This window comes from Streptosporangium sp. NPDC051023 (genome assembly GCF_040689595.1).
Classification (GTDB): Bacteria; Actinomycetota; Actinomycetes; order Streptosporangiales; family Streptosporangiaceae; genus Streptosporangium.
The window spans coordinates 1-24,051 of sequence record NZ_JBFBCE010000010.1 but is presented as its reverse complement, the minus strand read 5'-3'; the positions used below and the strand labels follow the sequence as shown (position 1 = coordinate 24,051).

At 69.5% G+C, this 24,051-nt stretch carries 26 protein-coding genes; 10 read left to right on the top strand and 16 right to left on the bottom strand.

What is annotated here, in order from left to right; translation table 11 throughout:
• Position 1 precedes the first annotated feature (1 nt).
• Together thiS and thiO are read right to left on the bottom strand one after the other, a co-directional pair.
• Positions 2-202, bottom strand: a complete 201-nt coding sequence (gene thiS / locus AB0395_RS08895) for a sulfur carrier protein ThiS (protein ID WP_366278445.1) — start codon at positions 200-202, stop codon at positions 2-4.
• On the bottom strand, positions 199-1,332 hold the full coding sequence (thiO, locus tag AB0395_RS08890; protein WP_366278443.1) for a glycine oxidase ThiO: 1,134 nt from the start codon (positions 1,330-1,332) through the stop codon (positions 199-201). The genes thiS and thiO overlap by 4 nt, the downstream gene beginning before the upstream one ends.
• Positions 1,333-1,356: 24 nt before the next feature.
• Between thiO and AB0395_RS08885 the strand changes: the two genes are divergently transcribed.
• The 4 genes from AB0395_RS08885 to thiE all read left to right on the top strand — a co-directional run bounded on the left by AB0395_RS08885 (position 1,357) and on the right by thiE (position 3,897).
• A complete protein-coding gene (locus AB0395_RS08885; RefSeq protein WP_366278441.1) occupies positions 1,357-1,503 on the top strand; it encodes a hypothetical protein in 147 nt (48 codons plus the stop codon).
• Positions 1,504-1,665: 162 nt separating this feature from the next.
• On the top strand, positions 1,666-2,838 hold the full coding sequence (locus AB0395_RS08880) for an FAD-dependent oxidoreductase (RefSeq protein WP_366278439.1): 1,173 nt from the start codon (positions 1,666-1,668) through the stop codon (positions 2,836-2,838).
• 50 nt (positions 2,839-2,888) lie between these two features.
• Positions 2,889-3,263, top strand: coding sequence for an Rv2175c family DNA-binding protein (locus AB0395_RS08875; RefSeq protein WP_271218493.1), 375 nt, complete (start codon positions 2,889-2,891; stop codon positions 3,261-3,263).
• The gene (gene thiE, locus AB0395_RS08870; protein WP_366278436.1) at positions 3,241-3,897 is read left to right on the top strand and encodes a thiamine phosphate synthase; all 657 of its coding nucleotides are present in this window, start codon (positions 3,241-3,243) and stop codon (positions 3,895-3,897) included. Before AB0395_RS08875 ends, thiE begins: the two co-directional genes overlap by 23 nt.
• 109 nt (positions 3,898-4,006) lie before the next feature.
• Here thiE and AB0395_RS08865 read toward each other — a convergent pair whose 3' ends face one another.
• Positions 4,007-5,074 (bottom strand): polyprenyl synthetase family protein, encoded by a 1,068-nt coding sequence (locus tag AB0395_RS08865; protein WP_366278434.1) that lies wholly within the window; start codon positions 5,072-5,074, stop codon positions 4,007-4,009.
• Positions 5,075-5,240: 166 nt separating this feature from the next.
• On the opposite strand from AB0395_RS08865, the gene metF reads away from it, so the two are divergent.
• Positions 5,241-6,173: a methylenetetrahydrofolate reductase [NAD(P)H] gene (gene metF / locus AB0395_RS08860; protein ID WP_366278433.1), complete on the top strand. Its 933-nt coding sequence runs from the start codon at positions 5,241-5,243 to the stop codon at positions 6,171-6,173.
• A 9-nt stretch (positions 6,174-6,182) separates the two neighbouring features.
• Here the strand turns inward: metF and AB0395_RS08855 are convergent, their stop codons facing one another.
• Positions 6,183-6,746: a GNAT family N-acetyltransferase gene (locus tag AB0395_RS08855; protein ID WP_366278432.1), complete on the bottom strand. Its 564-nt coding sequence runs from the start codon at positions 6,744-6,746 to the stop codon at positions 6,183-6,185.
• Positions 6,747-6,929: 183 nt separating this feature from the next.
• Complete coding sequence (locus AB0395_RS08850; RefSeq protein ID WP_366278431.1) at positions 6,930-7,409, bottom strand: YbaK/EbsC family protein; 480 nt, start codon at positions 7,407-7,409, stop codon at positions 6,930-6,932.
• A 118-nt stretch (positions 7,410-7,527) separates the two neighbouring features.
• Here AB0395_RS08850 and AB0395_RS08845 point away from each other — a divergent pair, with 118 nt between their 5' ends.
• On the top strand, positions 7,528-8,313 hold the full coding sequence (locus AB0395_RS08845) for a L,D-transpeptidase family protein (protein ID WP_366278430.1): 786 nt from the start codon (positions 7,528-7,530) through the stop codon (positions 8,311-8,313).
• A gap of 160 nt (positions 8,314-8,473) precedes the next feature.
• Here AB0395_RS08845 and AB0395_RS08840 read toward each other — a convergent pair whose 3' ends face one another.
• Positions 8,474-8,644 (bottom strand): hypothetical protein, encoded by a 171-nt coding sequence (locus tag AB0395_RS08840; protein ID WP_366278429.1) that lies wholly within the window; start codon positions 8,642-8,644, stop codon positions 8,474-8,476.
• 783 nt (positions 8,645-9,427) lie between these two features.
• Between AB0395_RS08840 and AB0395_RS08835 the strand changes: the two genes are divergently transcribed.
• Positions 9,428-9,874, top strand: a complete 447-nt coding sequence (locus AB0395_RS08835; RefSeq protein ID WP_366278427.1) for an SAV_6107 family HEPN domain-containing protein — start codon at positions 9,428-9,430, stop codon at positions 9,872-9,874.
• 234 nt (positions 9,875-10,108) lie between these two features.
• On the opposite strand, the gene AB0395_RS08830 is transcribed toward AB0395_RS08835, so the two are convergent.
• From AB0395_RS08830 to AB0395_RS08785, 10 genes are all read right to left on the bottom strand, one after another.
• Positions 10,109-11,335: a PP2C family protein-serine/threonine phosphatase gene (locus tag AB0395_RS08830; RefSeq protein ID WP_366278425.1), complete on the bottom strand. Its 1,227-nt coding sequence runs from the start codon at positions 11,333-11,335 to the stop codon at positions 10,109-10,111.
• Between the two features lie 151 nt (positions 11,336-11,486).
• Entirely contained in the window at positions 11,487-11,981 is a 495-nt protein-coding gene (locus AB0395_RS08825) for a transcriptional regulator (RefSeq protein ID WP_271219163.1), read from the bottom strand.
• Between the two features lie 271 nt (positions 11,982-12,252).
• Positions 12,253-13,161, bottom strand: coding sequence for a universal stress protein (locus AB0395_RS08820; protein ID WP_366278422.1), 909 nt, complete (start codon positions 13,159-13,161; stop codon positions 12,253-12,255).
• The gene (locus AB0395_RS08815; RefSeq protein ID WP_366278420.1) at positions 13,161-14,582 is read right to left on the bottom strand and encodes an amino acid permease; all 1,422 of its coding nucleotides are present in this window, start codon (positions 14,580-14,582) and stop codon (positions 13,161-13,163) included. Before AB0395_RS08815 ends, AB0395_RS08820 begins: the two co-directional genes overlap by 1 nt.
• A 94-nt stretch (positions 14,583-14,676) precedes the next feature.
• A complete protein-coding gene (arcC, locus tag AB0395_RS08810; protein WP_366278418.1) occupies positions 14,677-15,612 on the bottom strand; it encodes a carbamate kinase in 936 nt (311 codons plus the stop codon).
• 61 nt (positions 15,613-15,673) lie between these two features.
• Positions 15,674-16,678, bottom strand: a complete 1,005-nt coding sequence (gene argF / locus AB0395_RS08805) for an ornithine carbamoyltransferase (protein WP_366278416.1) — start codon at positions 16,676-16,678, stop codon at positions 15,674-15,676.
• A 24-nt stretch (positions 16,679-16,702) separates the two neighbouring features.
• Positions 16,703-17,947 (bottom strand): arginine deiminase, encoded by a 1,245-nt coding sequence (locus AB0395_RS08800; protein ID WP_366278414.1) that lies wholly within the window; start codon positions 17,945-17,947, stop codon positions 16,703-16,705.
• A 44-nt stretch (positions 17,948-17,991) separates the two neighbouring features.
• Positions 17,992-19,371, bottom strand: coding sequence for an amino acid permease (locus AB0395_RS08795; RefSeq protein WP_366278412.1), 1,380 nt, complete (start codon positions 19,369-19,371; stop codon positions 17,992-17,994).
• A 302-nt stretch (positions 19,372-19,673) separates the two neighbouring features.
• Positions 19,674-19,946 (bottom strand): DUF3040 domain-containing protein, encoded by a 273-nt coding sequence (locus AB0395_RS08790; protein WP_366278410.1) that lies wholly within the window; start codon positions 19,944-19,946, stop codon positions 19,674-19,676.
• A gap of 91 nt (positions 19,947-20,037) precedes the next feature.
• Positions 20,038-20,967, bottom strand: a complete 930-nt coding sequence (locus AB0395_RS08785; RefSeq protein ID WP_366278408.1) for a F0F1 ATP synthase subunit gamma — start codon at positions 20,965-20,967, stop codon at positions 20,038-20,040.
• 255 nt (positions 20,968-21,222) lie between these two features.
• On the opposite strand from AB0395_RS08785, the gene pyrR reads away from it, so the two are divergent.
• Genes pyrR through AB0395_RS08770 form a run of 3 tightly spaced genes read left to right on the top strand, consistent with a single transcriptional unit; the run spans position 21,223 to position 24,013 of the window.
• Positions 21,223-21,792: a bifunctional pyr operon transcriptional regulator/uracil phosphoribosyltransferase PyrR gene (gene pyrR, locus AB0395_RS08780; protein WP_366278406.1), complete on the top strand. Its 570-nt coding sequence runs from the start codon at positions 21,223-21,225 to the stop codon at positions 21,790-21,792.
• Positions 21,789-22,721 carry an aspartate carbamoyltransferase catalytic subunit gene (locus tag AB0395_RS08775; protein WP_366278404.1) on the top strand — a complete coding sequence of 311 codons (933 nt, stop codon included), beginning with the start codon at positions 21,789-21,791 and terminating at the stop codon, positions 22,719-22,721. Before pyrR ends, AB0395_RS08775 begins: the two co-directional genes overlap by 4 nt.
• A complete protein-coding gene (locus AB0395_RS08770) occupies positions 22,718-24,013 on the top strand; it encodes a dihydroorotase (protein ID WP_366278402.1) in 1,296 nt (431 codons plus the stop codon). Before AB0395_RS08775 ends, AB0395_RS08770 begins: the two co-directional genes overlap by 4 nt.
• Positions 24,014-24,051: the final 38 nt, after the last annotated feature.

The window sequence follows — 24,051 nt, the reverse complement described above, 5'->3', positions numbered from 1 at the left end:
TTCACCCTCCCTGCACCGCGGTGAGCACCTCGACCCGGTCCGCCTCGGCGAGCGGCGTCGAGTCCCACGCGCCGCGCGAGACGACCTCGTCGTTCACCGCGACGGCCACGCCGCTCCTGATCTCGGTCAACCTCTGCACGGCCTGCGTCACGGTCGCCCCTGGGGGCAGCTCGTGAGCGGCGCCGTTGATCGTCACGTTCATCGATGCTCCTGGAAACGCAGTGGAGAGCAGATCGCCGACAGCTCGCCGTCCGCCTCGTCGAGGAACTCGTCGAGGAAGAGGTCGGCGGTGAGCGGCGCGAGCAGGACCCCGCCCCGGTAGTGGCCGGTGGCCAGCGAGAGGCCCGGCAGGGTCGTGGGGCCGACCAGCGGCAGGTTGTCCGGGGTTCCAGGGCGCAGGCCCGCGACCACGTCGGCCATCTCGAGCTCGGTGACGCCGGGGACGAGCTCCCGCGCGTCGCGCAGCAGCTCCCACAGCCCCCCGGCCGTCACCCGGGTGTCGAAACCCATCTCCTCCTGGGTCGCCCCGACGACCACCTCGCCGTCGCCGCGCGGCACCAGGTAGACGGAGGAGCCGTGCACCACGCCGCGCACGCAGCGCCGCAGGATCGGCGAGGGGGAACGCAGCCGCATGATCTGCCCCTTGACCGGCCGCACCGGCACAACCGCCTCCGGCGGCAGCCCCTCCAGCGTTCCCGACCAGGCTCCGGCGGCCAGGACGACCCGGGAGGCGCCGATGGTCTCGCCGGTCGCCAGCCGTACTCCGCCGACCGTTCCCGCGTCCGTCTCGAGCCCGGCCACGCGGGAGCGCACCAGCGCGCCGCCCCGGCGTGCCAGCGCGGCCAGCAGCGCCCTGACGACCCTTCTCGGGTCGACCCAGGCGTCCTCGCCCGCCAGCAGGCCGCCGCGCACCGACGGCGCGAGCATCGGCTCAAGGCGGCGGCACTCGCGCCCGGTGAGGCGCTCCGCGGGCAGCCCGAGCTTGTCGAGGAACGCCGCCAGCTCGTCCAGCGCGGTCAGGTCGTCCGCGCCGAAGGCGACGTCGAGCGTCCCGTCGGCGCGGTAGTCGATGTCGAGGTCGCTGTCCTCGCGGAGGTCGGCGGCGAAGGCGGGCCACCTCGCGAGGGAGGCGAGGCCGAGACGCAGGAGGGGCTCCTCGGTGTAGGTCGCCTCGCTGACCGGCGCCAGCATGCCCGCGGCCGCGTGTGAGGCCCCGGAGCCCGGAGCGGGATCGACCACGGCGACCCGCATGTGCCGCCTGGCTGCGCGCCACGCCACGGAAAGCCCGGCGACGCCCCCGCCGATGACGAGTACGTCGAAGTGGTGTGACATTCGTGCTCCGCTCCCTTCGCCGGCATGACCCGGATCAGGTTCGTGGCGGTCGAGGGCCCGCTTACGGTCGCGCCTGGGATCGCCGCCGCCGGGATCCGTGCTGTTCCCGTGCCATCCGGCACGGTGTTCTCGCACGTCAACTGGCTCGCTTCGACCCTCGTCGCTCCGTAGCCCTCCTCTCAGCCCGATGCGTTCCGGGCTCCCGCGCGTCTGTTCGCTCCTACCTTAAGGCTGGGAGAACACCCTCACTGCGTTGGATGCGAGCTAAATACCGTTTTCGTTATCAAACAGCTAATGGCAGAGGATCGGCCTGGCCGCTTAGGCTCGTGAGTTGTGAATCATGTCGTGGTGGTTGGCGCCGGCTTGGCCGGCGTGCGCAGTGTCGAGGCGTTACGAGCCCGAGGGTTCGCCGGCACGATCACGTTGATGGGCGAGGAGGCGCACCGTCCCTACGACCGCCCTCCGCTGTCGAAGTCCGTCCTGCTGGGCGAGACCGACTCCACGATCGTCGACTCCGATCTCGACGCCCTGGAGGTCGACTTCCACGCGGGTGTGGCCGCAAAGGGGCTGCGTCCCGGCGTGGTGGAGACCACGGAGGGCGAGATCGCCTACGACGGGCTGGTCATCGCCACCGGTGCCCGCCCCATCCGGTTGCGTGGCGACGGCGCGCAGTACGTGCTGCGCACCATCGACGACGCGCTCGAGCTCCGTGCCCGGCTCGTCGCGGGCAGCAGCGTCGCCGTCATCGGCGCGGGCTGGATCGGTGCCGAGGTCGCGACCGCCGCCCGCAGGGCGGGCTGCGAGGTGACCGTCGTCGAGGCGGCGGGCCAGCCGCTGTCGGCGGCCCTCGGTCCCGTCGGCGCGCACACCGCCTGCTGGTACGGCCAGGCGGGCGTCGGTCTGCGCCTGGGTGTCCCGGTCGCCTCCGTCGACCACGACGGCCTCACCATGGCCGACGGATCCAGGATCGAGGCCGACGTGGTCGTCACCGGTGTGGGCGTGCGGCCCGCCGTCGAGTGGCTCGCGGGCTCCGGCATCGAACTCGGCAACGGAGTCGTCACCGACGAGCACCTGCGCACCTCGATACCCGGCGTGGTCGCCGTCGGCGACTGCGCCGCCTGGTGGTCGCGCCGGTACGGCCGCCGCCTGCGCGTCGAGCACTGGGACACCGCGCTCGGCGCCCCCGAGGTGGCCGCGGCCGCGCTCATGGGCGGCGACGCGGTCTACGACCCGGTTCCCTACTTCTGGTCGGAGCAGTTCGGGCACATGGTGCAGTATGCCGGACACCACGAGGGCGAGCGCCTCGTCCTGCGCGGCGACCCGGCCGCCGACGCCAAGTGGGGAGCCTGCTGGGTGGGCGAGGACGGCAGGCTGGCCGCCGTGCTCGCGGTGAACCGCCCCCGCGACCTGCTCCAGGGACGTCGTCTCATCGAGGGCGGTCAGCGCCTCGCCGTCGATCGCCTGGCCGACCCTGCGGTAGCGTTGCGCGACTGCACGGCGGCGTAACCTCGCCGCCAGGTGTTTGGCGAAGGGCACGATGTGGTAGTGGTGGATTCGTGACGCTTTCTGTTGCGCAGATCGACCGGGAGACCGACCAGCTGGTGGGCGAGTGGCTCACCCTGACCGAGGTGGCCAGAAGGCTCAACCTCAGCGCCGGTCGCGCAAAGCAACTTCTCAAGGACCGCAAGCTCATCGGAGTGCGAAGGGGCGGGGGCGAGCCACAGGTTCCCGCCGCGTTCCTCGCGAAGGACGACGTCGTCAAGGGGCTGCCGGGCACGCTCACCGTGCTGCTCGACGCCGGATATGACGACGTCGAGTCGCTCCGCTGGCTGTTCACTCCAGACGAGACCCTTCCCGGGTCCCCGGTGGACGCGATCGTCGCGGGCCGCCACACCGAGGTCAAGAGACGTGCCCAGGCACTCGGTTTCTGACGCACGTCTCTACCTCTGCACCGACGGGCGTCGCGACCGGGGAGACCTGGCGGACTTCCTCGACTCCGCCCTGGCGGGCGGCGTTGACATCGTCCAGCTGCGCGAGAAGGGTCTTGAGGCACGGGAGGAGCTCGCCCTCCTCGAGGTGTTCCGCGACGCGTGCGACCGCCACGGCAGGCTGCTGGCGGTCAACGACAGGGCCGACATCGCCTACGCCGCCCGCCCCGACGTGCTTCACCTCGGCCAGGACGACCTGCCGGTGCGGGTCGCGCGCGACATGCTCGGCGACGACATCCTCATCGGGCGTTCCACTCACGCCCCCGAGGAGGCGTCCGCCGCGGCCGTCGAGCCGGGAGTCGACTACTTCTGCTGCGGCCCCATCTGGCCGACGCCCACGAAACCGGGCAGGACCGCTCCCGGCCCCGCGCTGCTCAGGCACGCGGCGGCGCTGGCCACGGAGCGGCCCTGGTTCGGCATCGGCGGCATCGACCTGTCCAACCTGGACGAGGTCATGTCGTACGGCGTACGCCGGGTCGTGGTCGTGCGGGCCATCACCGAGGCCGACGACCCGAAGGCCGCGGCCGAGGAGTTCAAGCGGCGCCTGGCCGCCGGGCCCGTCCAACCAGGGCGGTGAGGCCCCGGCGGCCGGTCGCCGGACCTCTCGCCTGTGGCCGGAGCACCGATGTCCGGCCGCCGGGCCGGTCCGGCCGCACCTAGGTCCTGACGGGACGTCCCGCCAGGACCTAGGTGCGGCGGGACGTCGCGGCCACGGCCAGCTCGGCCAGGGCCGTACGGGCCTGCGGGGTGATCGGGGCGTCGCTCAGTGAGCTCAGGGCGTCGTCGACATAGTTCTTGATCATGTCCTCGCACGCCGTGAGCGCTCCGGTCTCCTCGATGATCAGGCGCAGCCTGTCGACTCCGGTCGCGTTCAGGTCGGGGTCGCCGAGCGTGTCGTTCACCGTCCTGGCCTGGACGGGGGAGGCCGCAGCGAGCGTGCGGGCGATGAGCATCGTCCGCTTGCCCTCCCGAAGGTCGTCCCCCGCGGGTTTCCCTGTTTCCGCGGGGTCGCCGAACACCCCGAGGATGTCGTCACGGAGCTGGAAGGCGATGCCGACGGACCGGCCGTACTCCTCGCAGAGCCGGTCGATCCACGGCTCGTGCGCCCGCGCCGCCAGCACGAGGCCGAGCCTGAGTGGCTGCTCGACCGAGTACTTGCCGCTCTTGAAGAGGGCGACCCGCAGCGCGCTCTCGAAGGTGTTCTCGCCGTGTGCCTGCTCCAGCAGGTCGAGGTACTGCCCGCACATCAGCTCGGTGCGCATGTGGTCGTGGACCTGCTGGGCCGCGACCAGCGAGGCGGGGGGCAGGCCGCTGCCGCGCCACATCTCGCCTGACCAGATGAGCAGCAGGTTGCCCAGCAGGATGGCGGCCCCCTCCCCGAACTGCTCCGCCGAGCCGCGCCAGCCCGCCTTCTCGTGCATCGCCTGGAACCTTCGGTGCGCCGACGGCATGCCCCTGCGCAGGTCGCTGGCGTCCATCACGTCGTCGTGCACGAGGGCGCTGGCCTGAAGCAGCTCCAGTGAGGCGGCGGCGGCGAAGAGGGCGGGGTCGTCGCCGCCGCCCGCGCCGTGCCAGCCCCAGTAGCAGAACGCGGGCCGCAGCCGTTTGCCGCCCGCGAGGAACTCCTCGGCCGCGGCGACCAGCGGGGCCAGCTCGGGCGCGCTGATCAGGGGACGCTGCCGGTCGACGAACTCCCTGAGAGAGCGATCCACTTCGGAACGTATGGTGTCGAGGGCGGCTGCGGAAGCGGTCATGCACCGAGATTATCGGCCCGGCGAGAGGGACCCGCCTGTGGAGGCCTCGTGGAGGTCCAGTGGAGGTCCCGCGGAGGCCGCGCGGAGATCCCGTGGATGCCGAAGGCGACGACAATACGTCGATCACGGTTGTGGCGCTCCGTGGAGCGGCCAGTACTCTAGGGACATGGCTCTGGGTCGCTCGTCAATCTTTCCTGATCGCGTGCCCACCGTCCGCGAGCTTCTCGCCGCCGGTGGCCGGTCGTTCTCGTTCGAGTTCTTTCCCCCGAAGACCGACGAGGGAGAGCGGCAGCTCTGGCGTGCCATCCGGGAGCTCGAGGCACTGCGCCCCACGTTCGTCTCGGTCACCTACGGCGCGGGCGGCGGCACCCGTGACCGCACGGTCGAGATCGTCGAGCGGCTCGCCCACGAGACCACGCTGACCCCGGTCGCCCACTTCACCGCCGTCAACCACTCCCTGCGCGAGCTGCGCCACCTGGTCGGTAGGTTCGCCGGCGCGGGTGTGCGCAACATCCTCGCCGTGCGGGGCGACCCGCCCGGCGACGTGATGGGGGAGTGGGTCCGCCACCCCGAGGGCGTGCTCTACGCCGAGGAGCTGGTCCGGCTCATCCGCCAGTCCGGTGACTTCTGCGTCGGCGTCGCCGCCTTCCCCTACAAGCATCCCCGCTCGATCTCGGTCGAGGCCGACACCGAGTACTTCGTGCGCAAGTGCCGCGCGGGCGCCGACTACGCGATCACGCAGATGTTCTTCCGCGCCGAGGACTACCTCAGGCTGCGCGACCGGGTTGCCGCCAGGGGCTGTGAGACCCCGATCATCCCCGGCATCATGCCCGTCACCCAGATGAGCACGATCGCCAGGTCCGAGCAGCTGTCGGGTGCGCCGTTCCCGCCAGAGGTCGCGGCCAGGTTCGAGGCCGTCGCCGACGATCCCGCCGCGGTGCGCAGCCTGGGCATCGAGCACGCCGCCGAGCTCTGCCAGACCCTGCTCGACGAGGGCGCGCCCGGCATCCACTTCATCACCTTCAACCGTTCCAGCGCGACCCGCGAGGTCTTCCAGGCCCTCGACGTCGCGCCGAGGGCGGCCTCGCTGACGGCCTGATCCGCCGCTCTACCCGGCGGCGGGGGCGCCCGCCAGTGGGAGCACGGCTCCGACGATCGCATAGCGCTCGTAGCCGCCGGGGAAGACGAACTGGGTGAGCAGGTCGACGAAGCCGACGCTGCGGTAGAGGTGGCGGGCCGCCGTCGCCTGGTCGCGAGTCGACAGTACGGCGGTGCGCTCCCTGCGGCCCTCGCACAGGCCGGTGACCATCGCCCGGCCGATGCCCTTGTCCTGGTAGTCGGGATGGACGTGGATCTCGGCCAGCTCGAAGGCGTCGCCGAGCCAGCCGCGCGCCCAGGGCACCCCGTTGTGTTCGGTGACGGCCCGGCGGACGACGTCGTGCCACCACTGTCCGGGCTCGCCGTGGAAGCCGTAGGCGACGCCAACCGGCTTCCCGTCGGCACGCTCGGCGAACAGGCAGGTGAACCCGGGGTAGGTGGCGTGGTTTCCCATGATCGCCTTCCGGCCCGTGAGCTGATCGGCAGGCGGATGCATGGCCGCGGTGTAGATGTCGAGGACCGCGTCGAGCCCCGCGGTGAACTCGGCGGGGCCCACCCGTCTCAGTCCGATCACGAAACGCACCCTAGCAGGGCCGACATCGTGAGGGCTGCCCAAAGGTGCCGAAGTGACCTGCGGGATTTTTTACACGTTTAGCACTTTTCATGCCTGTTGACGGGGTTTTCTTGCGCCCTCGCCGACGGAGCCGCGGGCCGCGCGGCCCCGTCGCGGGTTTGTCGCGGGCTTGTCAGGCGACGCTCACCGCTCGACCTTGGCCGGGATCCCGCCTGTGACGCGGACGAGCTCGGTGAAGGAGGTCGGGAAGACGGTGTGCGGGTGACCGGCGGCGGCCCAGACCACCTCGTACCTGTCGAGCCAGACGTCGACCAGTGTCCTGATCGGAGCGGGATGGCCCAGCGGGGCGACTCCGCCGATGACCTGGCCGGTGGCCTCGCGGACGAAGTCGGGGGTGGCCCGCTTCACCTTCGCCGCGCCGATCGTCTCCGCGACCAGGCCGGTGTCCACCCGGTGGTCGCCGCTGGTGAGCACGAGGAGCGGTTCCCCGTCCGCGTTGAAGATCAGGCTGTTGGCGATGGCGCCGACCTCGCAGCCGAGCTGCGCGGCCGCGGCCGCCGCGGTCGGGACCGCCTCGGCGAACACGACGATCTCGCCGGTGACGCCGTGCTCTCTCAGGGCGGCGGCCACCTTCTCGATGTTTGGATGCAACTTTTCTGGCACGCGGTCACTCTAAACAGGTTGACCATTGATTACCGCTTCATAACCGTTGGCGGGGCGTGAGAGGTTGGTGCGCTATGGTCCGTGGTCTGGGCTTCAGTGATATGAGGGGATGATTTTAGTGGGGGTTGGACGGCAGCTTGGAGTGGCCGCGCTGACGACGGCGGGGGCCGTGTTCCTGTCGTCTCTCGGCGTCGCGAACGCCCAGGTCGTCACCGCTGCGGCGCCCGCCGCCGCGGTGAAGGCGGCGGCACCCGCGTTCGTCTCGCCGGGGCAGACGCTCAGGCTCGGGGCGAAGGGCAGCGCGGTCAAGACGCTCCAGACCAGGTTGAAGGAACTCGGCTATCAGCCCGGCACGCTCGACGGGCAGTACGGCGGGACGACCCTGACCGCGCTCTGGGCCTTCCAGAAAGTCAACGGCATCTCGCCGACCAGCACCGTGACGAGGAGGACCTGGAACGCTCTAGAGGCTCCCCGCGCCCCGAAGGTGCTGGTGCCGAACGGCAAGCCGACCAGGGTCGAGGTCAACCTCACCCAGCAGGTGATGGTCCTCTACGTCGATGGTCAGGTGAAGCTGATCAGCCACACCTCGTCGGGCAGCGGGATCCCGTACTGCGAGACGGCCACCTGGCAGGGCAAGACCCAGAAGTTCTGCGGTAGCGCCCGCACGCCGACGGGCGACTTCAAGACGACCTGGCGCAGGAGCGGCTGGCACAAGTCCTACCTGGGCCAGCTGTACAACCCGATCTTCTTCAACGGCGGCATCGCCTTCCATGGGGCGCTGTCGGTGCCGCTGGCCCCGGCCTCCCACGGTTGTGTGCGGCTGCCGATGCACGTGGCGGCGATCCTGCCCGGACTGCTGGGCACCGGGGTGCCGGTGCACGTGCGCGGCAAGTTCGTCCGGTAGGTCCCTGCCACCGGAGGCCCTGGCGTCGGAGCCCTGAAACCGAGGCTCTGCCACCGAGGCTCTGCCCCACCGGCGGCCTTGGCGTCGGAGGCTCTGGCGTCGGCTTCGCCCGATCACCTCGACCGGCATCCGCGGGGGCGGATGCCGGCCCGCGGGCCGGTTAGCGTGAGGGATCGCGGTTGAACAGCTTCTTCGCCCAGAGGTAGCCGGCCAGGGCGATGCCAGGTGCCGACGGCCTGGCCAGGTGGAAAAGAGGGGGAAAGAGGGGGAACGGCGCGCGGATCCCGCCGCCCGTGACCGGTGCGGGCAGGCCGTCTCGGGCTACGGCCAACGGCTTTCTACGCCGAAAACCGCACAGCGCTCAAAGTGTGTGTCGCCTATTTAAAGCGGTCATAGATATATGAATCCTCCAGGGCAATGGGGAAAGCCGCAGGGCACCGCCGCGCGCTTGTCTGTGTCTGGAGCGTTCCAGTGAGACTCGCCCCACCCGGCATCGCCTTCGTCGGCGGAAAACCCGTCGAATGCCGTCGTCGAACACGCGGGGCGGTGCGGCTGGCGGCTGGCGGGGCTGTGGCGAACGTCATGTGTGTTTCCTTCCCGGCCGTCTCGCCTCCTTTCCGATCCGTCTCGCGCTGCCGGACCCGCCTGAGGGCCGTATGACGCGCCCCGGTCCCGCGCGCAGGGTCCCGGAGGCGCCTTCCCTCGCCCCGAGGTGGTGAGAAGGGCTGTCCTCTGGCAGGTCGCGGCCCTTCGTTGGGTCCGGGACGCGTCCCGGACCCCTGGGTGGTCGTCGGGGCCGGAAGGGGCGACCCGGGCAGGAGAACTGCCTGGTCTTTGGCGTTTCGTGAAAGATCGAACTTTTGTTCGTGCGTTTGCTTGACACTATGGGTGGTCGAATTTATGTTCGATGTAATGACGTGAGACTCGCGGCTCACGTCCAGGGTGGTCGGCTTTGCTCGGATCGTCGGCGACGGCGATCGGCCAGGCCGGGGCGGACGGGGAGAGGGGAAGCTCCTCGTCCAACCGCCCGGCGGATTTGTCGGTGGGGTCTGCGATCGTTGACCTGACCGGCGAAAACGCCGGGAGCCGCTTGCGACCAAGGAGGCTGAAGCACATGACCCCTCGGCTCAGCGATTCCGATGGGCCCCGGCTCTCACCCACGGTGCGGGCGCATCTGACCGACGCACGCGACTGCCTCGAAGAGGCAGGCACCGCCCGAACCCCCGCCACCCGATACGTCGCCGCCCACCTGGCGGCGCTCAGGGCGGCCGCCGCCGTCCTGGCCGCACGGCCACGTCCCATGGACGGTCGCAGGCGTCGCCTGCGCAGTGCCTGGGAGTTGCTGCCCGAGGCCGAGCCCAGGCTCGCCGAGTGGGCCCCCTACTTCGAGATCAGCGCGACCAAGCGGGCGGCGGCCGAGGCGGGGATGACCCGCATGGTTTCGGCCAGGGATGCCGAGGAGTTGATCTCCGAGGCGGAGCGGTTCGTCGTCACGGTGGAGAACCTGCTCGGCGTGCCCGCCCAGCCCACACTGCCGACCAGGGTCCCCATGGCCGGATGACCCTCGTCCCACCGCTCGGCCAGGGAAGGTCCTGGCCGAGTGGTGTGTTCGGCTGCCCCTTGTCCGGTCAGGTGGACGTCTCTTCACCTGATCCTTCCACCGCTCGGCCTGGGGAAGATCCTGGTCGAGTGGTGTGTTCGGCTGCTCCTCGTCCGGTCAGCCGGATGTCTCTTCCCCTGTCGCGTGGTCGAGGGGCTCGCGGGGCGTGTGACGTGGCCGGCCGGCCCTCACGGGTCAGGCGGCAGAGGAGGCCGCCGGGCGGACGGCGCGGTGGCGAAGCAGGAGCATGGCGGCGTCGTCACCCAGCGGCCTGCCCACATGACGCAGCAGGTCGGCGCGTAGGGCGTCGAGGGCGAGTTGCGGGTCGGTGCCGTTCAGCAGGTGCGCCCTGGCAGGCAGCGGGTAGAACTGTCCCGTTCCATTACGCGCCTCGATGACCCCGTCGGTGTAGAAGAGGACCTGGTCGCCGGGTTCGAACGGAATCTGGTACGGCACGGCCTCGCTCGCCTTCAGCGACGCCATGCCCAGCGGGAGCGCCTCGTCAGGGGGGTCGGCGAACCAGCGCCTGCCGTCCGCGGTCAGCACCATCGGCGCCGGATGGCCGCAGTTGATGACGGTGATGGAGGTGCCCTCCGTCAGCTCGGCGAGGTCGGCCATCTCGGTGATCTCGGCCAGGATGGCGGTGACGAACTGCTCGCCGGACAGCTCCCGGGTCAGCGCGTTCTCCAGACGGGCCACCACGCCCTGCAGCTTGGCCTCGTCGTGTGCAGCCTCCCTGAAGGCCCCGAGCACCACAGCGGCCGTCTCAACGGCCTCCAGGCCCTTGCCTTGGACGTCTCCCACGATGATCCGCACCCCGTGCGGCGTGGTCACCACCTCGTACAGGTCGCCGCCGATGCGGGCCTCGGCCGTGGCCGAGGTATAGGAGACGGCCACCCCGATCCCCGGGCCCGCCCTGCGCGGCACCGGCCGCAGCAGAACCCTCTGGGCGGCCTCCGCCACCGAGCGGACGTCGGCGAGCTGGCGTTCGTGCCGGAGTCGTCCGGCGCTGGCCAGCACGCTGGCCACCGTGACGCCGAGGATGGCCGCCATGGTGATGTTGGTGCGGGGCATCCAGAGGATGTCGTTGTAGAGGCCGAGCGCGACGCACAGCGCCAGGGCGATCACGCCGACCACCGTGGTCCTGGCCAGACCGCAGGCCACGCTGGCGAAGGCGGGCCCGAGGGCCAGCAGCGGCAGCAGTCCCGACGTCGGCCCCGAGCCGAAGTCGATCAACGCGACCACGGCCATGACGACGAAGGGCAGCAGCTTGAGCGTGTCCTGGGTCCTGCTGCCTCCGACGGAGGTCAGCAGCCGCAGGAAGGCACGGGTCTTGGTCGACCCGAGCGCCGCCTTGACGGCGTCCAGCCGGGTTTTCGGGCGCGATTGAGAGTGATCGTGCCGATCCTCTCCCCGGGCCATGTCCACCACATCTCGTTAAATGCCATGTTTGCCTTTTCCTACCACAGCGATCGGGACCCGTGGCGGCGTGCAGGTCATGTTCTAACGAGAGAGCAAGATTTCCGGCTCGCGGGCACGCCTGACCGCGGCGCGCCCACGACCGGGCAACCCGTCAGAAGGACTCGACGGCCCTGCGGGCCTCCGGGTCCAGGACGCCCCAGGTGATGAGCTCCTCGGTCAGCTCACTGGGGGACTTGTCGTAGATCACGGCAAGGGAGCGCAGGTCCTCCTGGCGGATGGACAGCACCTTGCCGTTGTAGTCGCCACGCTGGCTCTGGATGGTGGCCGCGTAGCGCGCGAGCGCACCTGCCTTCTCCTTGGGGAGCTGGGCAAGACGCTCAAGATCGATCACAAGCTTCGGTGTCGGGCCCAACGGGCTCGGGGCACTGCCTCCCGGCAGAAGCTCATTGACCGGAACCCCGTAGAAGTCCGCCAGTTCGGCCAGCTTCTGCACCGTGACCGCGCGGTCCCCTCGCTCGTAGGAGCCGACGACGACGGCCTTCCAGCGGCCGCGGGACTTCTCTTCGACTCCGTGCAGGGACAAGCCCTGCTGGGTGCGAATCGCGCGGAGTCTTGCACCCAGCGACTTGGCGTATTCAGACGGCATCGTGTGGCCCCCCGGCTCTGTTATGTACTGCTTTCACTTGATTGTGCTCCCTCGCAACTTATGCCCCAACCACCGGGTTGGCGCCCGGGGCAGGCACCTTCGGTGACTGAAGCGTCAGGGTTTACCCGATAACGCCGCGAGGTGTGGTTACGGACAGTGACGGTAAAGCTGTGGGCGCCTAAGGTCAAGCTGATTGGAAAAAAGATGTCGAATCCGATCCGATGTGGTCCGCCTCAAACGCCGTGCTTGTCCCATGGCGGATAGTGAATCATCACGGTTTCTCGTGCTTCCCAGCGGTCCCTGACTTCTTGGGGGGATTCCTGGGCAACATCATCACAGGGCACGGGGCCGAGCGTATGATCTTCAGCGAGACGTCGCCGAGGAAGACCCGGCGCAGAGGCCCGGTTTCGCTGGAGGCGCAGATGAGCATCGAACCTTCGCAGTCGGTGTGCGCCAGTGCCGTCGCCACGTCCTTACCCTCGAGCACCTCCACGCCCACCTGAACGCGCCCGCGCTCCTGGGTGATCGCCTCGAGGTCGGCCGTGACCCTCTCCCTGATCCGGCCGAGCATCTCCTCCTCGACCTTCACCTGCCGTCCGGCGCGCAGAACGAGGGTGATCAGGCGCAGCGGGGTGCCCATCTGCGCGGCCAGTTCGAAGGCCTGCCGTACGGCCTCGTCCGAGGCGGGGTCGCGCCGGTAGGCCACGGTCAGCCTCTGGAGCCTCGGTGGGGGCTCGTCGCCGTATCCACGGGGAGCAAGGGCGACCGGCACGGGCGAGGTGTGCAGGAGCTGGTCGGCGGTGCTGCCGATGCGGATGCGGCCCCGGCCGCCTCCGGGGGCCGATCCGATGACGACCATGTCGGCTTCGACCTTGCCTGCGAGCTGGACCAGGCCGCGCCCGCTGCCCCGGTGGGCGTGCGAGACGTAGTCGATCGGCACGTCCCGCACGTCCGTCAGGAGCCTGCGGGCCTGCTCCAGGGTCGCGGCCGTCTGTTCGGCCACGTAGGCCTGCCACTCGGCGTCGATCTTGCCGGGTCCCGGTGTCGGCCACGCGGGCACGTGCACGTGCGCGACCGTCAGCCGGGCTCCCGCCTGCCTGGCGGCCAGTAGGGCCAGCGTCAGCCCGTCCCGGCCGCGGGCCCCGGGGACGAACCCGGCGAGGATGTGCTCGATCTTCATCAGAGGCTCCTGTTGAGGCGCGAGTGGCGGAAGCCGTACAGGAAGTAGGCGAGCAGGCCGACGGCCAGCCAGATCGCGAAGGCCAGCCAGGTGACCCCGGCGAGCCCCAGCATCACGATGATGCAGAAGATCACTCCAAGGATCGGCGTCACCGGGAAGAACGGGGTCCTGAAGCTGCGGGGCAGGCCGGGCTGGGTGTAGCGGAGCACGAGCACGCCGACGTTGACGATGGCGAAGGCGAACAGGGTGCCGATGCTGGTGGCCTCGGCGAGCTGGCCCAGCGGGATGAACCCGGCGAGCACGGAGACGAACGTGGCGACGATGAGGGTGTTGGCGACCGGGACCTGGCGACGCGGGTTGACCTTCTCGAAGATCTTCGGGATCAGGCCGTCGCGCGACATCGCGAACAGGATGCGGGTCTGGCCGTACAGCACGGTGAGGACGACGCTGGCGATGGCGATGACCGCGCCGAAGGAGACGATCACGCCTGCCCAGGTCGATCCGGTCGCCTGGTCGGCGATCAGGGCGAGGCTGGCCTCGGTGGTCTCCGGGTTGAACTGCTGCCACGGCATGGCGCCCACGGCGGCCAGCGCGACCAGCACGTAGATGACCGTGACGATGGCCAGGGAGAAGATGATCGCCAGAGGCAGGTCGCGCTTGGGGTTCTTGGCCTCCTCACCGGCGGTCGAGGCCGCGTCGAAACCGATGTAGGAGAAGAAGACCTGCGAGGCGGCGGCGGTGATGCCCGCGATGCCCAGCGGGGCGAAGGGCGTCAGGTTGCCGCTCTCGAAGGCGGTGAAGGCCACCACGCAGAAGAACGCCAGCACCGCGATCTTGATCAGCACGAAGATCGCGTTCGCGGTCGCGCTCTCCGAGGCGCCGCGCAGCAGCAGCCAGGTGGCCAGCAGGACGATCAGGATCGCGGTGAGGTTGATCACCCCGCCCTGGACACCGGGGGAGTGGGTGATGGCGTTGGGGAGCTGCCAGCCGAACAGGTCGCGGAAGAAGTGGTTGAGGTACTCGCCCCAGCCGACCGCGACCGCGGCGACGGAGACGGCGTACTCCAGCATCAGGCACCAGCCGCACACCCACGCAACCAGCTCGCCCAGCGTCGCGTAGGCGTAGGAGTAGGACGATCCGGAGACCGGGATGGTCCCGGCCAGTTCGGCGTAGGACAGGGCGGAGAACAGGGCCGTGATCGCCGCCAGCAGGAAGGAGGCGATCACGGCGGGTCCCGCCTTCGGCACGGCCTGGCCGAGGATGACGAAGATGCCGGTGCCGAGCGTGGCGCCAACGCTGAAGAGGGTGAGCTGCCACAGGGTCATGGTCCGGCGCAGCTCACCGCCCTCGCCGTGGCCTCCCTCCGCGACGATCTGCTCGGCGGGTTTGGTGCGGAAGAGCCGCTGTGCCACCGAAACCATGTGGTCCCCCCTCGACGGGCCGGTGCTGCCGATGATCCGTTGTGTCGGGGGGCCTGGCCGGGCTCCGCCCGCCGAGGCGCGCGGAGCCCCCCGGTTACAGGGTGCTGGCCAGCGGCCAGGTCGCGTTCGGGGTGACGATGGTGCCCGCCTCGCCCTCCAGGATCAGCTCGGCCTCGTCCAGTTTGCCGATCGCGGCCATGTCGCCGGTGGTCTCGACGAACCGGCAGACGGCCTCGACCTTGGGGCCCATGGAGCCGGCGGGGAAGTGCTCGGCACGGAGCTGGTGGGGCGTGGTGTGGGCGATCTCCTGCTGCTGCGGGGTGCCGAAGTTCCTGGCGACCCGCGGCACGTCGGTGAGGACCATGAGGACGTCGGCCTCCAGCGCCTCGGCCAGCACGGAGGCGGTCAGATCCTTGTCGATGACCGCCTCGATTCCCTGGAGCTGACCCTTGTCGTTACGGATGACCGGTATTCCGCCACCGCCCGCACAGACGGTGACGACACCGTCACGGACAAGGCGGCGTAGCAGCCGGGTCTCGACGACGCGTTGCGGGACGGGCGAGGGCACGACCCTGCGCCAGTACTGCCCGTCCGGTTTGACCGTCCAGCCGTACTCCACGGCCAGTTTCTCCGCCTCCGCCTGGTCGTAGACCTGGCCGACGAACTTCGTCGGGTTGTCGAAGGCGGGGTCGACCGCGGAGACGAGCGTCTGGTTGACCGTGGCGGCGATCTGCCGTCCCGGCAGCGCGTTCTGCAGGGCCTGCAGCATCCAGTAGCCGATCATGCCCTGGGTCTCCGCGCCGATCGTGTCGAGCGGGTACGGCCTGGTCAGGTTGGGGTCGCTGGTGCTCTCCAGCGCCAGCACGCCCACCTGCGGGCCGTTTCCGTGCGTGATGATCAGCTCGTGCCGCTCCGCCAGTCGGGCCAGCGACGCGGCGGCGATCCGGACGTTCTCCCGCTGGGTGTCCGCGTCGGGTTTCTGTCCCCTGCGCAGCAGCGCGTTGCCCCCCAGGGCGACCAGGACGCGCATTCTCAGCCTCCCCCGGCCGCGTGGGGGGCGAATGTCCCGGCAGGTGTGGTTGCTCGCATGCTCAGTCTCCCAGGGTGGCGACCATGATGGCCTTGATGGTGTGGAGCCGGTTCTCCGCCTGGTCGAAGACGATCGAGCGCGGCGACTCGAAGACCTCCTCGGTGACCTCGAGCGCCTCGTGGCCGGTCTTCTCGAACAGGTCCTCGCCGACCTTGGTCTCCCGGTTGTGGAAGGCGGGCAGGCAGTGCATGAACTTCACCCTCGGGTTGCCGGTGGCCTCGACCACCCCGCTGTTCACCTGGTACGGCATGAGCAGCTTGATGCGCTGGTCCCACACCTCCTTCGGCTCGCCCATGGACACCCACACGTCGGTGTAGAGGAAGTCGACGCCCCTGACGCCCTCGGCCACGTCGTCGGTGATGGTGATCCTGGCCCCGGTCTCCTTCGCGAGGTCCCCGGCGGGCTCGACGACCGTCTTCTCGTCGGGCCACAGCTCCCTGGGGGCCACGATCCGCACGTCCATCCCCATCATCGCGCCGGTGACCAGCAGCGAGTGGCCCATGTTGTTGCGGGCGTCGCCGAGGTAGGCGTAGGAGATCTCGTGCAGGGGTTTGTCGCTGTGCTCCTGCATGGTGAGCATGTCGGCGAGCATCTGCGTCGGGTGCCACTCGTCGGTGAGACCGTTCCAGACCGGGACGCCGGCGTAGGCGGCGAGTTCCTCGACGTAGGCCTGCCTGCTGCCTCGGTACTCGATGCCGTCGAACATCCGGCCGAGCACCCGCGCGGTGTCCTTCACCGACTCCTTGTGGCCCATCTGGGAGCCGCTGGGGTCGAGATAGGTGACGTGGGCGCCCTGGTCGTGCGCGCCCACCTCGAAGGCGCACCGGGTGCGGGTCGAGGTCTTCTCGAAGATCAGGGCGATGTTCCTGCCCTTCAGGCGCGGCTCCTCGCTCCCGGCGTACTTGGCGGTCTTGAGGTCGGCCGACAGCTTGATCAGGAACTTGAACTCGTCCGGGGTGAAGTCGAGCTCCCTGAGGAAGCTGCGGTTGCGCAGGTTGAATGCCATGTGCGTGTCCCTCGTGAGATGGGATCAGATGCCGTCGCGCTCAAGCGGGCAGCTCATGCACCGAGGGCCGCCTCGTCCTCTGCCCAGCTCGCTGCCCCTGATGGTGATCACCTCGATGCCGTTGTCGCGCAGGTAGTTGTTCGTGGTGGTGTTGCGCTCGTACGCGACGACCACGCCGGGGCTGATGGCCAGCACGTTGCAGCCGTCGTCCCACTGCTCCCGCTCGGCCGCGTAGACGTCCTGCGTCGGGGTGAGGATCCTGATCTCGTCCATGTCCATGGCCCAGGCGATGGCCCGGTGCATGTCCTCGGGGGCATGATCGGTGATCTTGAGTTCCTTCTCCGTCTCACCGGGCTCGACGGTGTACGAAGGCAGCATGCCGAGCCCGGCGAACTTGGTGAACACCCCGACGTCCACGTTGGTCATGACGGTGTCCAGGTGCATGAACGCCCGTGCCTTCGGCATGTTCAGGGCGACGATCTTCTTCGCGGCGCCCTTGGAGAACATGCTCCTGGCGAGCATCTCGACGGCCTGGGGCTGGGTGCGCTCGCTCATCCCGATCAGTACGGCCCCCCTGCCAAGCACGAGCACGTCGCCGCCCTCGATGGTCGCGGGCGCGGCGGCCATGCCCGGCATCCACAGGTTGAAGCCCCCCTCGTCGGGTCTGTTGAACCCTCGGGCGAACAGCGGGTGGAACCGGTAGATGGCCTCGTAGTTCACGGTCTCGCGCTGGCGTGCCTTCTTCTTCATCGCGTTGATGGAGACGCCGTCGTAGATCCAGCAGGAGGTGTCGCGGGTGAACAGGTGGTTGGGCAGCGGCGGCAGGACGAAGTCGTCGGGGGCGAGGGTGTGGAAGGCCAGGCCCTTGGGGTCGGTGCCCCTGTCCACGAGTTCCTGTTTGGTGATCCCGCCGGTGAGGTAGAGCTGGAGGTCGGCCGAGTCCATCGCGTCCAGCGCGTTGCGCAGGGCGTCGACGGCCATCGGCCCGAAGAACCGCTCGTCGATGACGTTGTCGAGGATGTACTTGCGGGCGTCGGGGATGTCGATCGTCTCGCGCAGCAGGTCGGCGAGCATGTAGACGGTGATCCCGCGGTCGCGCAGCACCTGCTGGAACTCCTCGTGCTCCTCGACCGCGCGCTGTACCCACAGCACGTCGTCGAAGAGGAACTCGTCCTTGTTCGACGGGGTGAGCCGCTTCAGGGACAGTTCGGGCTTGTGGAGCAGGACCTGGTGGAGCCGGCCAACTTCGGAGTCGACGTGAAAAGCCATTTCTCTTCCTTTGTCGTGGCTGACGGGGTTTTCGCTGTGGGGTTTCACCGACCGGGCCGTCCGGGGGCCGACGCGGGGATCTCACCTCCCGGGCCGTACTCGCCGCGCTTGGCCTTGGTCCAGATGTAGACGGGGATACCCGCCAGGAGCATCAGGAAGCCGACGAAGATCGCCTCGGTGCCCGCGCCGTACGTCATCCAGAACGCGAACAGGATCGCGACCGCGGTGACGGCGAGGTCGCGGCCCAGGCGGGCGCCCTTGACCCTGCGGGCTCCGGTGACCAGCCAGAAGAGCTGGGCGCACGCGGAGAAGAAGTAGGGGATGACCGTGGTGAAGGTGGCGATCAGCAGGATCTTGTTGAACCCGTTCTCGGTGCCGAAGTAGTTGTAGACCGCGACCAGAGAGGTCAGTGCGGTGCCGGCGACGATGCCGACCCAGGGCACGCCACGGCGCGACTCCTTGGCGAAGACGCTCGGGAACAGGCCGTCCCTGGCCGCGGCCATCGGCATCTCCGCGACCAGCATGGTCCAGCCGTTGATGGCGCCGATGCCGGAGACGATCGCGCAGGCGGCCATGATGCCGCCGCCGACGCCGCCGCCGAACATGTTGTTGATCGCGTCGGCGAAGGGGGCGGTCGACTTGACGAGCTGGTCGTGCGGGACGGTGCCGAAGATGGCGACCGTGCTGAGCATGTACATCGCGGCGCAGATCAGCACGCCGTAGACGCTGGCCCTGCCGATGTTGCGCGCGGGGTCCTTGACCTTCTCGGCCACGATGGTGACGCTCTCGACGCCCGAGTAGATGAACAGCGCCAGCGCCCCCGCGGTGGACAGGGCGGCGATCCAGCTGCCGCCGGTCGCGACGAACGGACCGAAGTTTCCGCCCTGGACGAAGAACAGGCCGACCACCGCGACGAAGATCAGCGGGATGAACTTCAGCACCGCGGTGACAAGGGCGAAGACGCCGATGTTCTTCACGCCGCTCAGGTTGATCAGCGCCGGGATCCACAGCGCGACGAGCGCGAGCGCGATCTGGGCGGCGGGGGAGCGCCAGTTGAGGAAGTAGTTGACGTAGTTGACCCAGACGACGGCGATGGCGGCGTTGCCGATCCAGGCGGTCAGCCAGAACGACCAGGCGTTCCAGAAGCCGGGGAACTCGCCGAATGCGTCCTTCGCGTAGGCGTAGGGACCGCCGCCGGTGGGCAGGCGCGCGCCGAGTCTGCCGAACACCATGGCGAGCGCGATGGCGCCGATCGACACCAGGGCCATGGCCAGGATGCTGATGGTGCCGAACGCGGCGAGCGAGGCGGGCAGCAGGAACACGCCCGTGCCCACGATGTTGCCGACGATCAGGGAGATCGCCGCGGGCAGGCCGAGTTTGCCGTGTTCCTCGGCGATCGCCTCGGCGGCTTCGTCGCGGATCACTCCTTCTTCTGCGGCGGTACGTCCTCGCGGACGGTCGCCAAAGGAATCTCCCATCTCACGCCCCCCGGCAGAAATCCCCCGTATCGCTCGTTTTTAGGAGCAATACCCAATGAGGTCCCCAAGGACAGAAAGAATGAAACCCGCCCTGCCAGGGCGAACGGGTCCCATGCTCGGCTGGTCGAGGCGAGGTGAAGGGAAGACCCTGAGATGCCCGCCTCGGTCGCGCTTCAGTCGCGCCTCAGTCGTGCTTCGGGGGCGCCTCGGACGTGCCTCGGACGCGCTTCGGTCGCGGAGGTCGCGGGTCAGCCGCGGGTCAGCGTGTGGGAGACGGGAGCCAGGTCCGCCTGCGTGCCCGAGATCGGGGGCAGCACCAAGGCCATGATCGCCATGATCGCGGCCAGCACCGCGACGGGGATCAGGACCGCGGGGAACGGGCTGCGGCGGGCGGGCAGGGGCTCGGCGGTGACCGCGCCGGTCGCGAAGGACGACAGGGACTCCGCCAGGAGCGGGTCCTCCGTGTAGAGCCGGTCGGCGATCCCGTCGAGGGTGCGCTTTTCGCGAGCGGACAGGCTCATGTTTTCGATCCCCCGGTGGCTGACGATGACGCGAAGGATTTTAATGCCACTTTGTCGGGTTTTGCCAAGCCGGAGAGGTAGATCTTCGCCGCTAGTCCTCGGCTTTCCCGTGGGCCAGCGCCTCGGCCCCGCCCGTGATCTCGGTGAGCTCGGTGGTGATCTCGCCCTGGCGTGCGGAGTTGGCCCTCCGGGTGAGCTGCCCGATGAGCTCGTGGGCGTTCTCCGTCGCCGACATCATCGCCTGCCGCCTTGAGGCATGTTCGGAGGCGCTGGACTCCAGCAGCATGCGCCAGATCCGCCCCCTGACGTACTGCCGCAGCAGCAGGTCGAGTGCGTCCCCCGGAGACGGCTCGAACTCATATGGCGGCAGCGGGAGCTCCAGGGAGCCCTCGCTCGCACCCCCACCACCGACCTCCCGCTCCTCGACCTCGATGGGCAGGATCCTGTGCACCCTGGTCTGCTGGGTCAGCATGGACACGAACTCGGTGAACACGACATGCACCTCGCCGACCCCGCCCTCCCTGGTCGGCATGTCGAAGGCCTCGATCAGGGTCTGCCCGATCTCCGCGGCCACCTCGTAGGTCGGGTGGTCGGACAGGCCGGTCCACTCGCGCTCGGTCTTCCTGTGCCTGAAGCCGTAGAAGCCGACCGCCTTGCGGCCGCACAGGTAGAACGTCGGCTCCTTGCCCTGCTCGCGCAGGAGTGCGGCCAGGGCGTCGCCCTGGCGCAGCGCGTTGTTGTTGAAGGCGCCGCAGAAACCCCGGTCGCTGGTCATCACCAGTACGGCCACGCGGGAGGTGTCCGGCCGCTGGTTGAGCAGTGCGTGGTTCATGTGGATGCCGTGGCTGACCAGGATGGAGGTCACTCTGGTGATCTCCGCGGCGTACGGCCTCGCGGCCTCCAGGCGCTGGCGGGCCTTGGGAATCCGTGAGGACGCGATGAGCTCCTGAGCCCGAGTGATCTTGGCCGTCGATGTGACGGACCGGATGCGCGCGCGGATCGCGCGGAGTTCTGCGCCCATGCTGTCCCCCGGATGTTCCTGCGGGCGGGGATGCCCTCTTCGCGGCCCTGCCCGGGACAGCCTGTCGCTACGGCCGGAGAGCTGCCAGGTTTTGCTCATTAACACACAGTTAGGGGCTTATGCTCCTTATGTCATGTTTTGTTCCCGTTAAGGAACCAAGGGGCTGGTTCTGGGGCATCGTCGTCCGGCTGCTAACGTGAGGACGTCGACTTCCTTTAAGACCCGTCCTGTGAGGCGGGAAAGGTGGTGTTTTCTTTGGCTGATGCCGTTTCGCATGCCCACGGCAGCGCGCACGCGGTCCTCGAGGGACCGGACATCAACCGTGCGCTGATCCGCATCTCCCACGAGATCCTCGAGCGCACCAAGGGTGCCGAGGACATCGTCCTGCTCGGGATCCCGACCAGGGGGGTCCACCTGGCCCGCCGTCTCGGCGCCTACATCAAGCAGTTCGAGGGCCGTTCCGTGCCCGTCGGGTCTCTCGACGTCACGATGTACCGCGACGACCTGCGCCTGCGCCCGGCCCGCGCGCTCGGCCGCACCGAGCTGCCCGCCGACGGCATAGACGGCAGGATCGTCGTCCTCGTCGACGACGTCCTCTACTCGGGCCGCACGGTCCGCTCCGCGCTCGACGCGCTCAACGACCTGGGCCGCCCGCAGGCCGTCCAGCTCGCCGCCCTGGTGGACCGGGGTCACAGAGAGCTGCCCATCAGGGCCGACTACGTCGGCAAGAACCTCCCGACCTCCAAGTCCGAGATCGTCAAGGTCTACCTGGAGGAGAACGACGGCCGCGACGCCGTCCTGCTGCTGAAGGAAGACGACAAGTGAAGCGGCATCTGCTCTCGGCGGCCGACCTGAGCCGCGACGACGCCCTGCTGATCCTGGACACCGCCGACGAACTGGCGAAGATCTCGGAACGTTCCATCAAGAAGCTGCCGACCCTGCGCGGCCGTACGGTGGTCAACCTCTTCTTCGAGGATTCGACCCGCACCCGCATCTCCTTCGAGGCCGCGGCCAAGCGCCTGTCCGCCGACGTCATCAACTTCTCCGCCAAGGGCTCGAGCGTCTCCAAGGGCGAGTCGCTGAAGGACACCGCGCTCACCCTGGAGGCGATGGGCGCGGACGCCGTCGTCATCAGGCACGGCGCCTCGGGCGCGCCGCACCGCCTGGCCACCTGGGTCCGGGGCAGCGTCGTCAACGCCGGCGACGGCACCCACGAGCACCCGACCCAGGCCCTGCTCGACGCCTTCACCATGCGCCGCCGCCTCGGCCCGCTCGACGGCAGGAAGGTCACGATCGTCGGCGACATCCTGCACAGCCGGGTCGCCCGCTCCAACGTGCTGCTGCTGGCCACGCTCGGCGCCGAGGTGACCCTGGTCGCCCCGCCGACCCTGCTGCCGGTGACCGTCGACTCCTGGCCGTGCGAGGTCTCCTACGACCTCGACGCCGTGCTGCCCAAGTCCGACGTGGTGATGATGCTGCGCGTACAGCGCGAGCGGATGAACGCCGCGTTCTTCCCCACGGAGCGGGAGTACAGCCGCCGCTACGGTCTCGACCGCGACCGCGTCGCCAAGCTGCACGACGACGCCATCGTGATGCACCCGGGCCCGATGAACCGGGGCATGGAGATCGCGGCCGAGGTGGCCGACTCGCCGCGCTCGACGATCGTCGAGCAGGTCGCCAACGGGGTGACCACCCGCATGGCCGTCCTTTACCTACTGCTCGGCGGCGCCGACCTCGGAGGAGAGATCCAGTGAAGACCATCGTCATCAAGGGCGCCAGGATCCTCGGCGGCGAGCCGGTCGACATCCTGATCCGCGACGGCGTCTTCGCCGAGATCGGCCAGGGGCTGAGCGGCGACGAGACGATCGACGCCGATGGCCTCATCGCCCTGCCGGGCCTGGTCGACCTGCACACCCACCTGCGCGAGCCGGGCCGCGAGGACGCCGAGACCGTCGAGACCGGCACCCGCGCCGCCGCCCTCGGCGGCTACACCGCGGTGCACGCCATGGCCAACACCGACCCGGTCGCCGACACCGCGGGCGTCGTCGAGCAGGTCTGGCGCCTCGGTCAGGAGGCGGGCCACTGCGACGTCCGCCCCGTCGGCGCCGTCACCGTCGGCCTGGAGGGCGAGCGCCTGGCCGAGCTGGGCGCGATGGCCGACTCGGCGGCGCAGGTCCGCGTCTTCTCCGACGACGGCAAGTGCGTCTCGGACGCGGTGCTCATGCGCCGCGCCCTTGAGTACGTCAAGGCCTTCGACGGCGTGGTCGCCCAGCACGCCCAGGAGCCGCGCCTGACCAAGGACGCGCAGATGAACGAGGGGGCGGTCTCCGGCAGGCTCGGCCTGACCGGCTGGCCCGCGGTCGCCGAGGAGGCGATCATCTCCCGCGACTGCCTGCTCGCCGCGCACGTCGGCTCCCGCCTGCACATCTGCCACCTGTCGACCGCGGGCTCCGTCGAGATCGTCCGCTGGGCCAAGTCGAAGGGCTGGGACGTCACCGCCGAGGTGACCCCGCACCACCTGCTCCTGACCGACGACCTCGTCGAGGACTCCCCGGTCGGCTCCTACAACCCGATCTACAAGGTGAACCCGCCGCTGCGCACCCGCGCGGACGTGGAGGCGCTGCGCGCGGCCCTGGCCGACGGCACGATCGACTGTGTCGCCACCGACCACGCCCCGCACCCGGTCGAGGACAAGGAGACCGAGTGGGGCGCCGCGGCCATGGGCATGATCGGCCTGGAGACCGCGCTCTCGGTCGTGCAGGAGGCCATGGTCGAGACCGGGCTGCTCGACTGGGCGGGCGTCGCCGAGCGGATGTCCTTCGCCCCGGCCAGGATCGGCCGGGTCACCGACCACGGGCAGCCGATCCAGGTCGGCGCCCCGGCCAACATCACCCTCTACGACGCGTCCGCGCGCGCCGAGGTCGATCCGGCGGCCTACGCGTCGAAGAGCCGCAACACGCCCTACGAGGGCAGGACCCTGCCCGGTCGCGTCGTGGCGACCTTCCTGCGCGGCAGGCCGACCGTCCTGGACGGAAAGCTTGCGTGAGGCTCCATTTGCCGCGCGCGGGTCGTCCGCGCGCGGAC

Coding starts and splice junctions, on each gene's coding strand:
- AB0395_RS08820 (WP_366278422.1), bottom strand. CDS start 13,161: ATGAAGATCGAGCACATCCTCGCCGGGTTCGTCCCCGGGGCCCGCGGC.
- AB0395_RS08790 (WP_366278410.1), bottom strand. CDS start 19,946: ATGAGCCTGTCCGCTCGCGAAAAGCGCACCCTCGACGGGATCGCCGAC.
- AB0395_RS08865 (WP_366278434.1), bottom strand. CDS start 5,074: ATGACCGCTTCCGCAGCCGCCCTCGACACCATACGTTCCGAAGTGGAT.
- arcC (WP_366278418.1), bottom strand. CDS start 15,612: ATGCGCGTCCTGGTCGCCCTGGGGGGCAACGCGCTGCTGCGCAGGGGA.
- AB0395_RS08885 (WP_366278441.1), top strand. CDS start 1,357: ATGACCCGGATCAGGTTCGTGGCGGTCGAGGGCCCGCTTACGGTCGCG.
- AB0395_RS08825 (WP_271219163.1), bottom strand. CDS start 11,981: ATGCCGTCTGAATACGCCAAGTCGCTGGGTGCAAGACTCCGCGCGATT.
- AB0395_RS08830 (WP_366278425.1), bottom strand. CDS start 11,335: ATGGCCCGGGGAGAGGATCGGCACGATCACTCTCAATCGCGCCCGAAA.
- AB0395_RS08800 (WP_366278414.1), bottom strand. CDS start 17,947: ATGGCTTTTCACGTCGACTCCGAAGTTGGCCGGCTCCACCAGGTCCTG.
- metF (WP_366278433.1), top strand. CDS start 5,241: ATGGCTCTGGGTCGCTCGTCAATCTTTCCTGATCGCGTGCCCACCGTC.
- thiS (WP_366278445.1), bottom strand. CDS start 202: ATGAACGTGACGATCAACGGCGCCGCTCACGAGCTGCCCCCAGGGGCG.
- AB0395_RS08785 (WP_366278408.1), bottom strand. CDS start 20,967: ATGGGCGCAGAACTCCGCGCGATCCGCGCGCGCATCCGGTCCGTCACA.
- thiO (WP_366278443.1), bottom strand. CDS start 1,332: ATGTCACACCACTTCGACGTACTCGTCATCGGCGGGGGCGTCGCCGGG.
- AB0395_RS08815 (WP_366278420.1), bottom strand. CDS start 14,582: ATGGTTTCGGTGGCACAGCGGCTCTTCCGCACCAAACCCGCCGAGCAG.
- argF (WP_366278416.1), bottom strand. CDS start 16,678: ATGGCATTCAACCTGCGCAACCGCAGCTTCCTCAGGGAGCTCGACTTC.
- AB0395_RS08835 (WP_366278427.1), top strand. CDS start 9,428: ATGACCCCTCGGCTCAGCGATTCCGATGGGCCCCGGCTCTCACCCACG.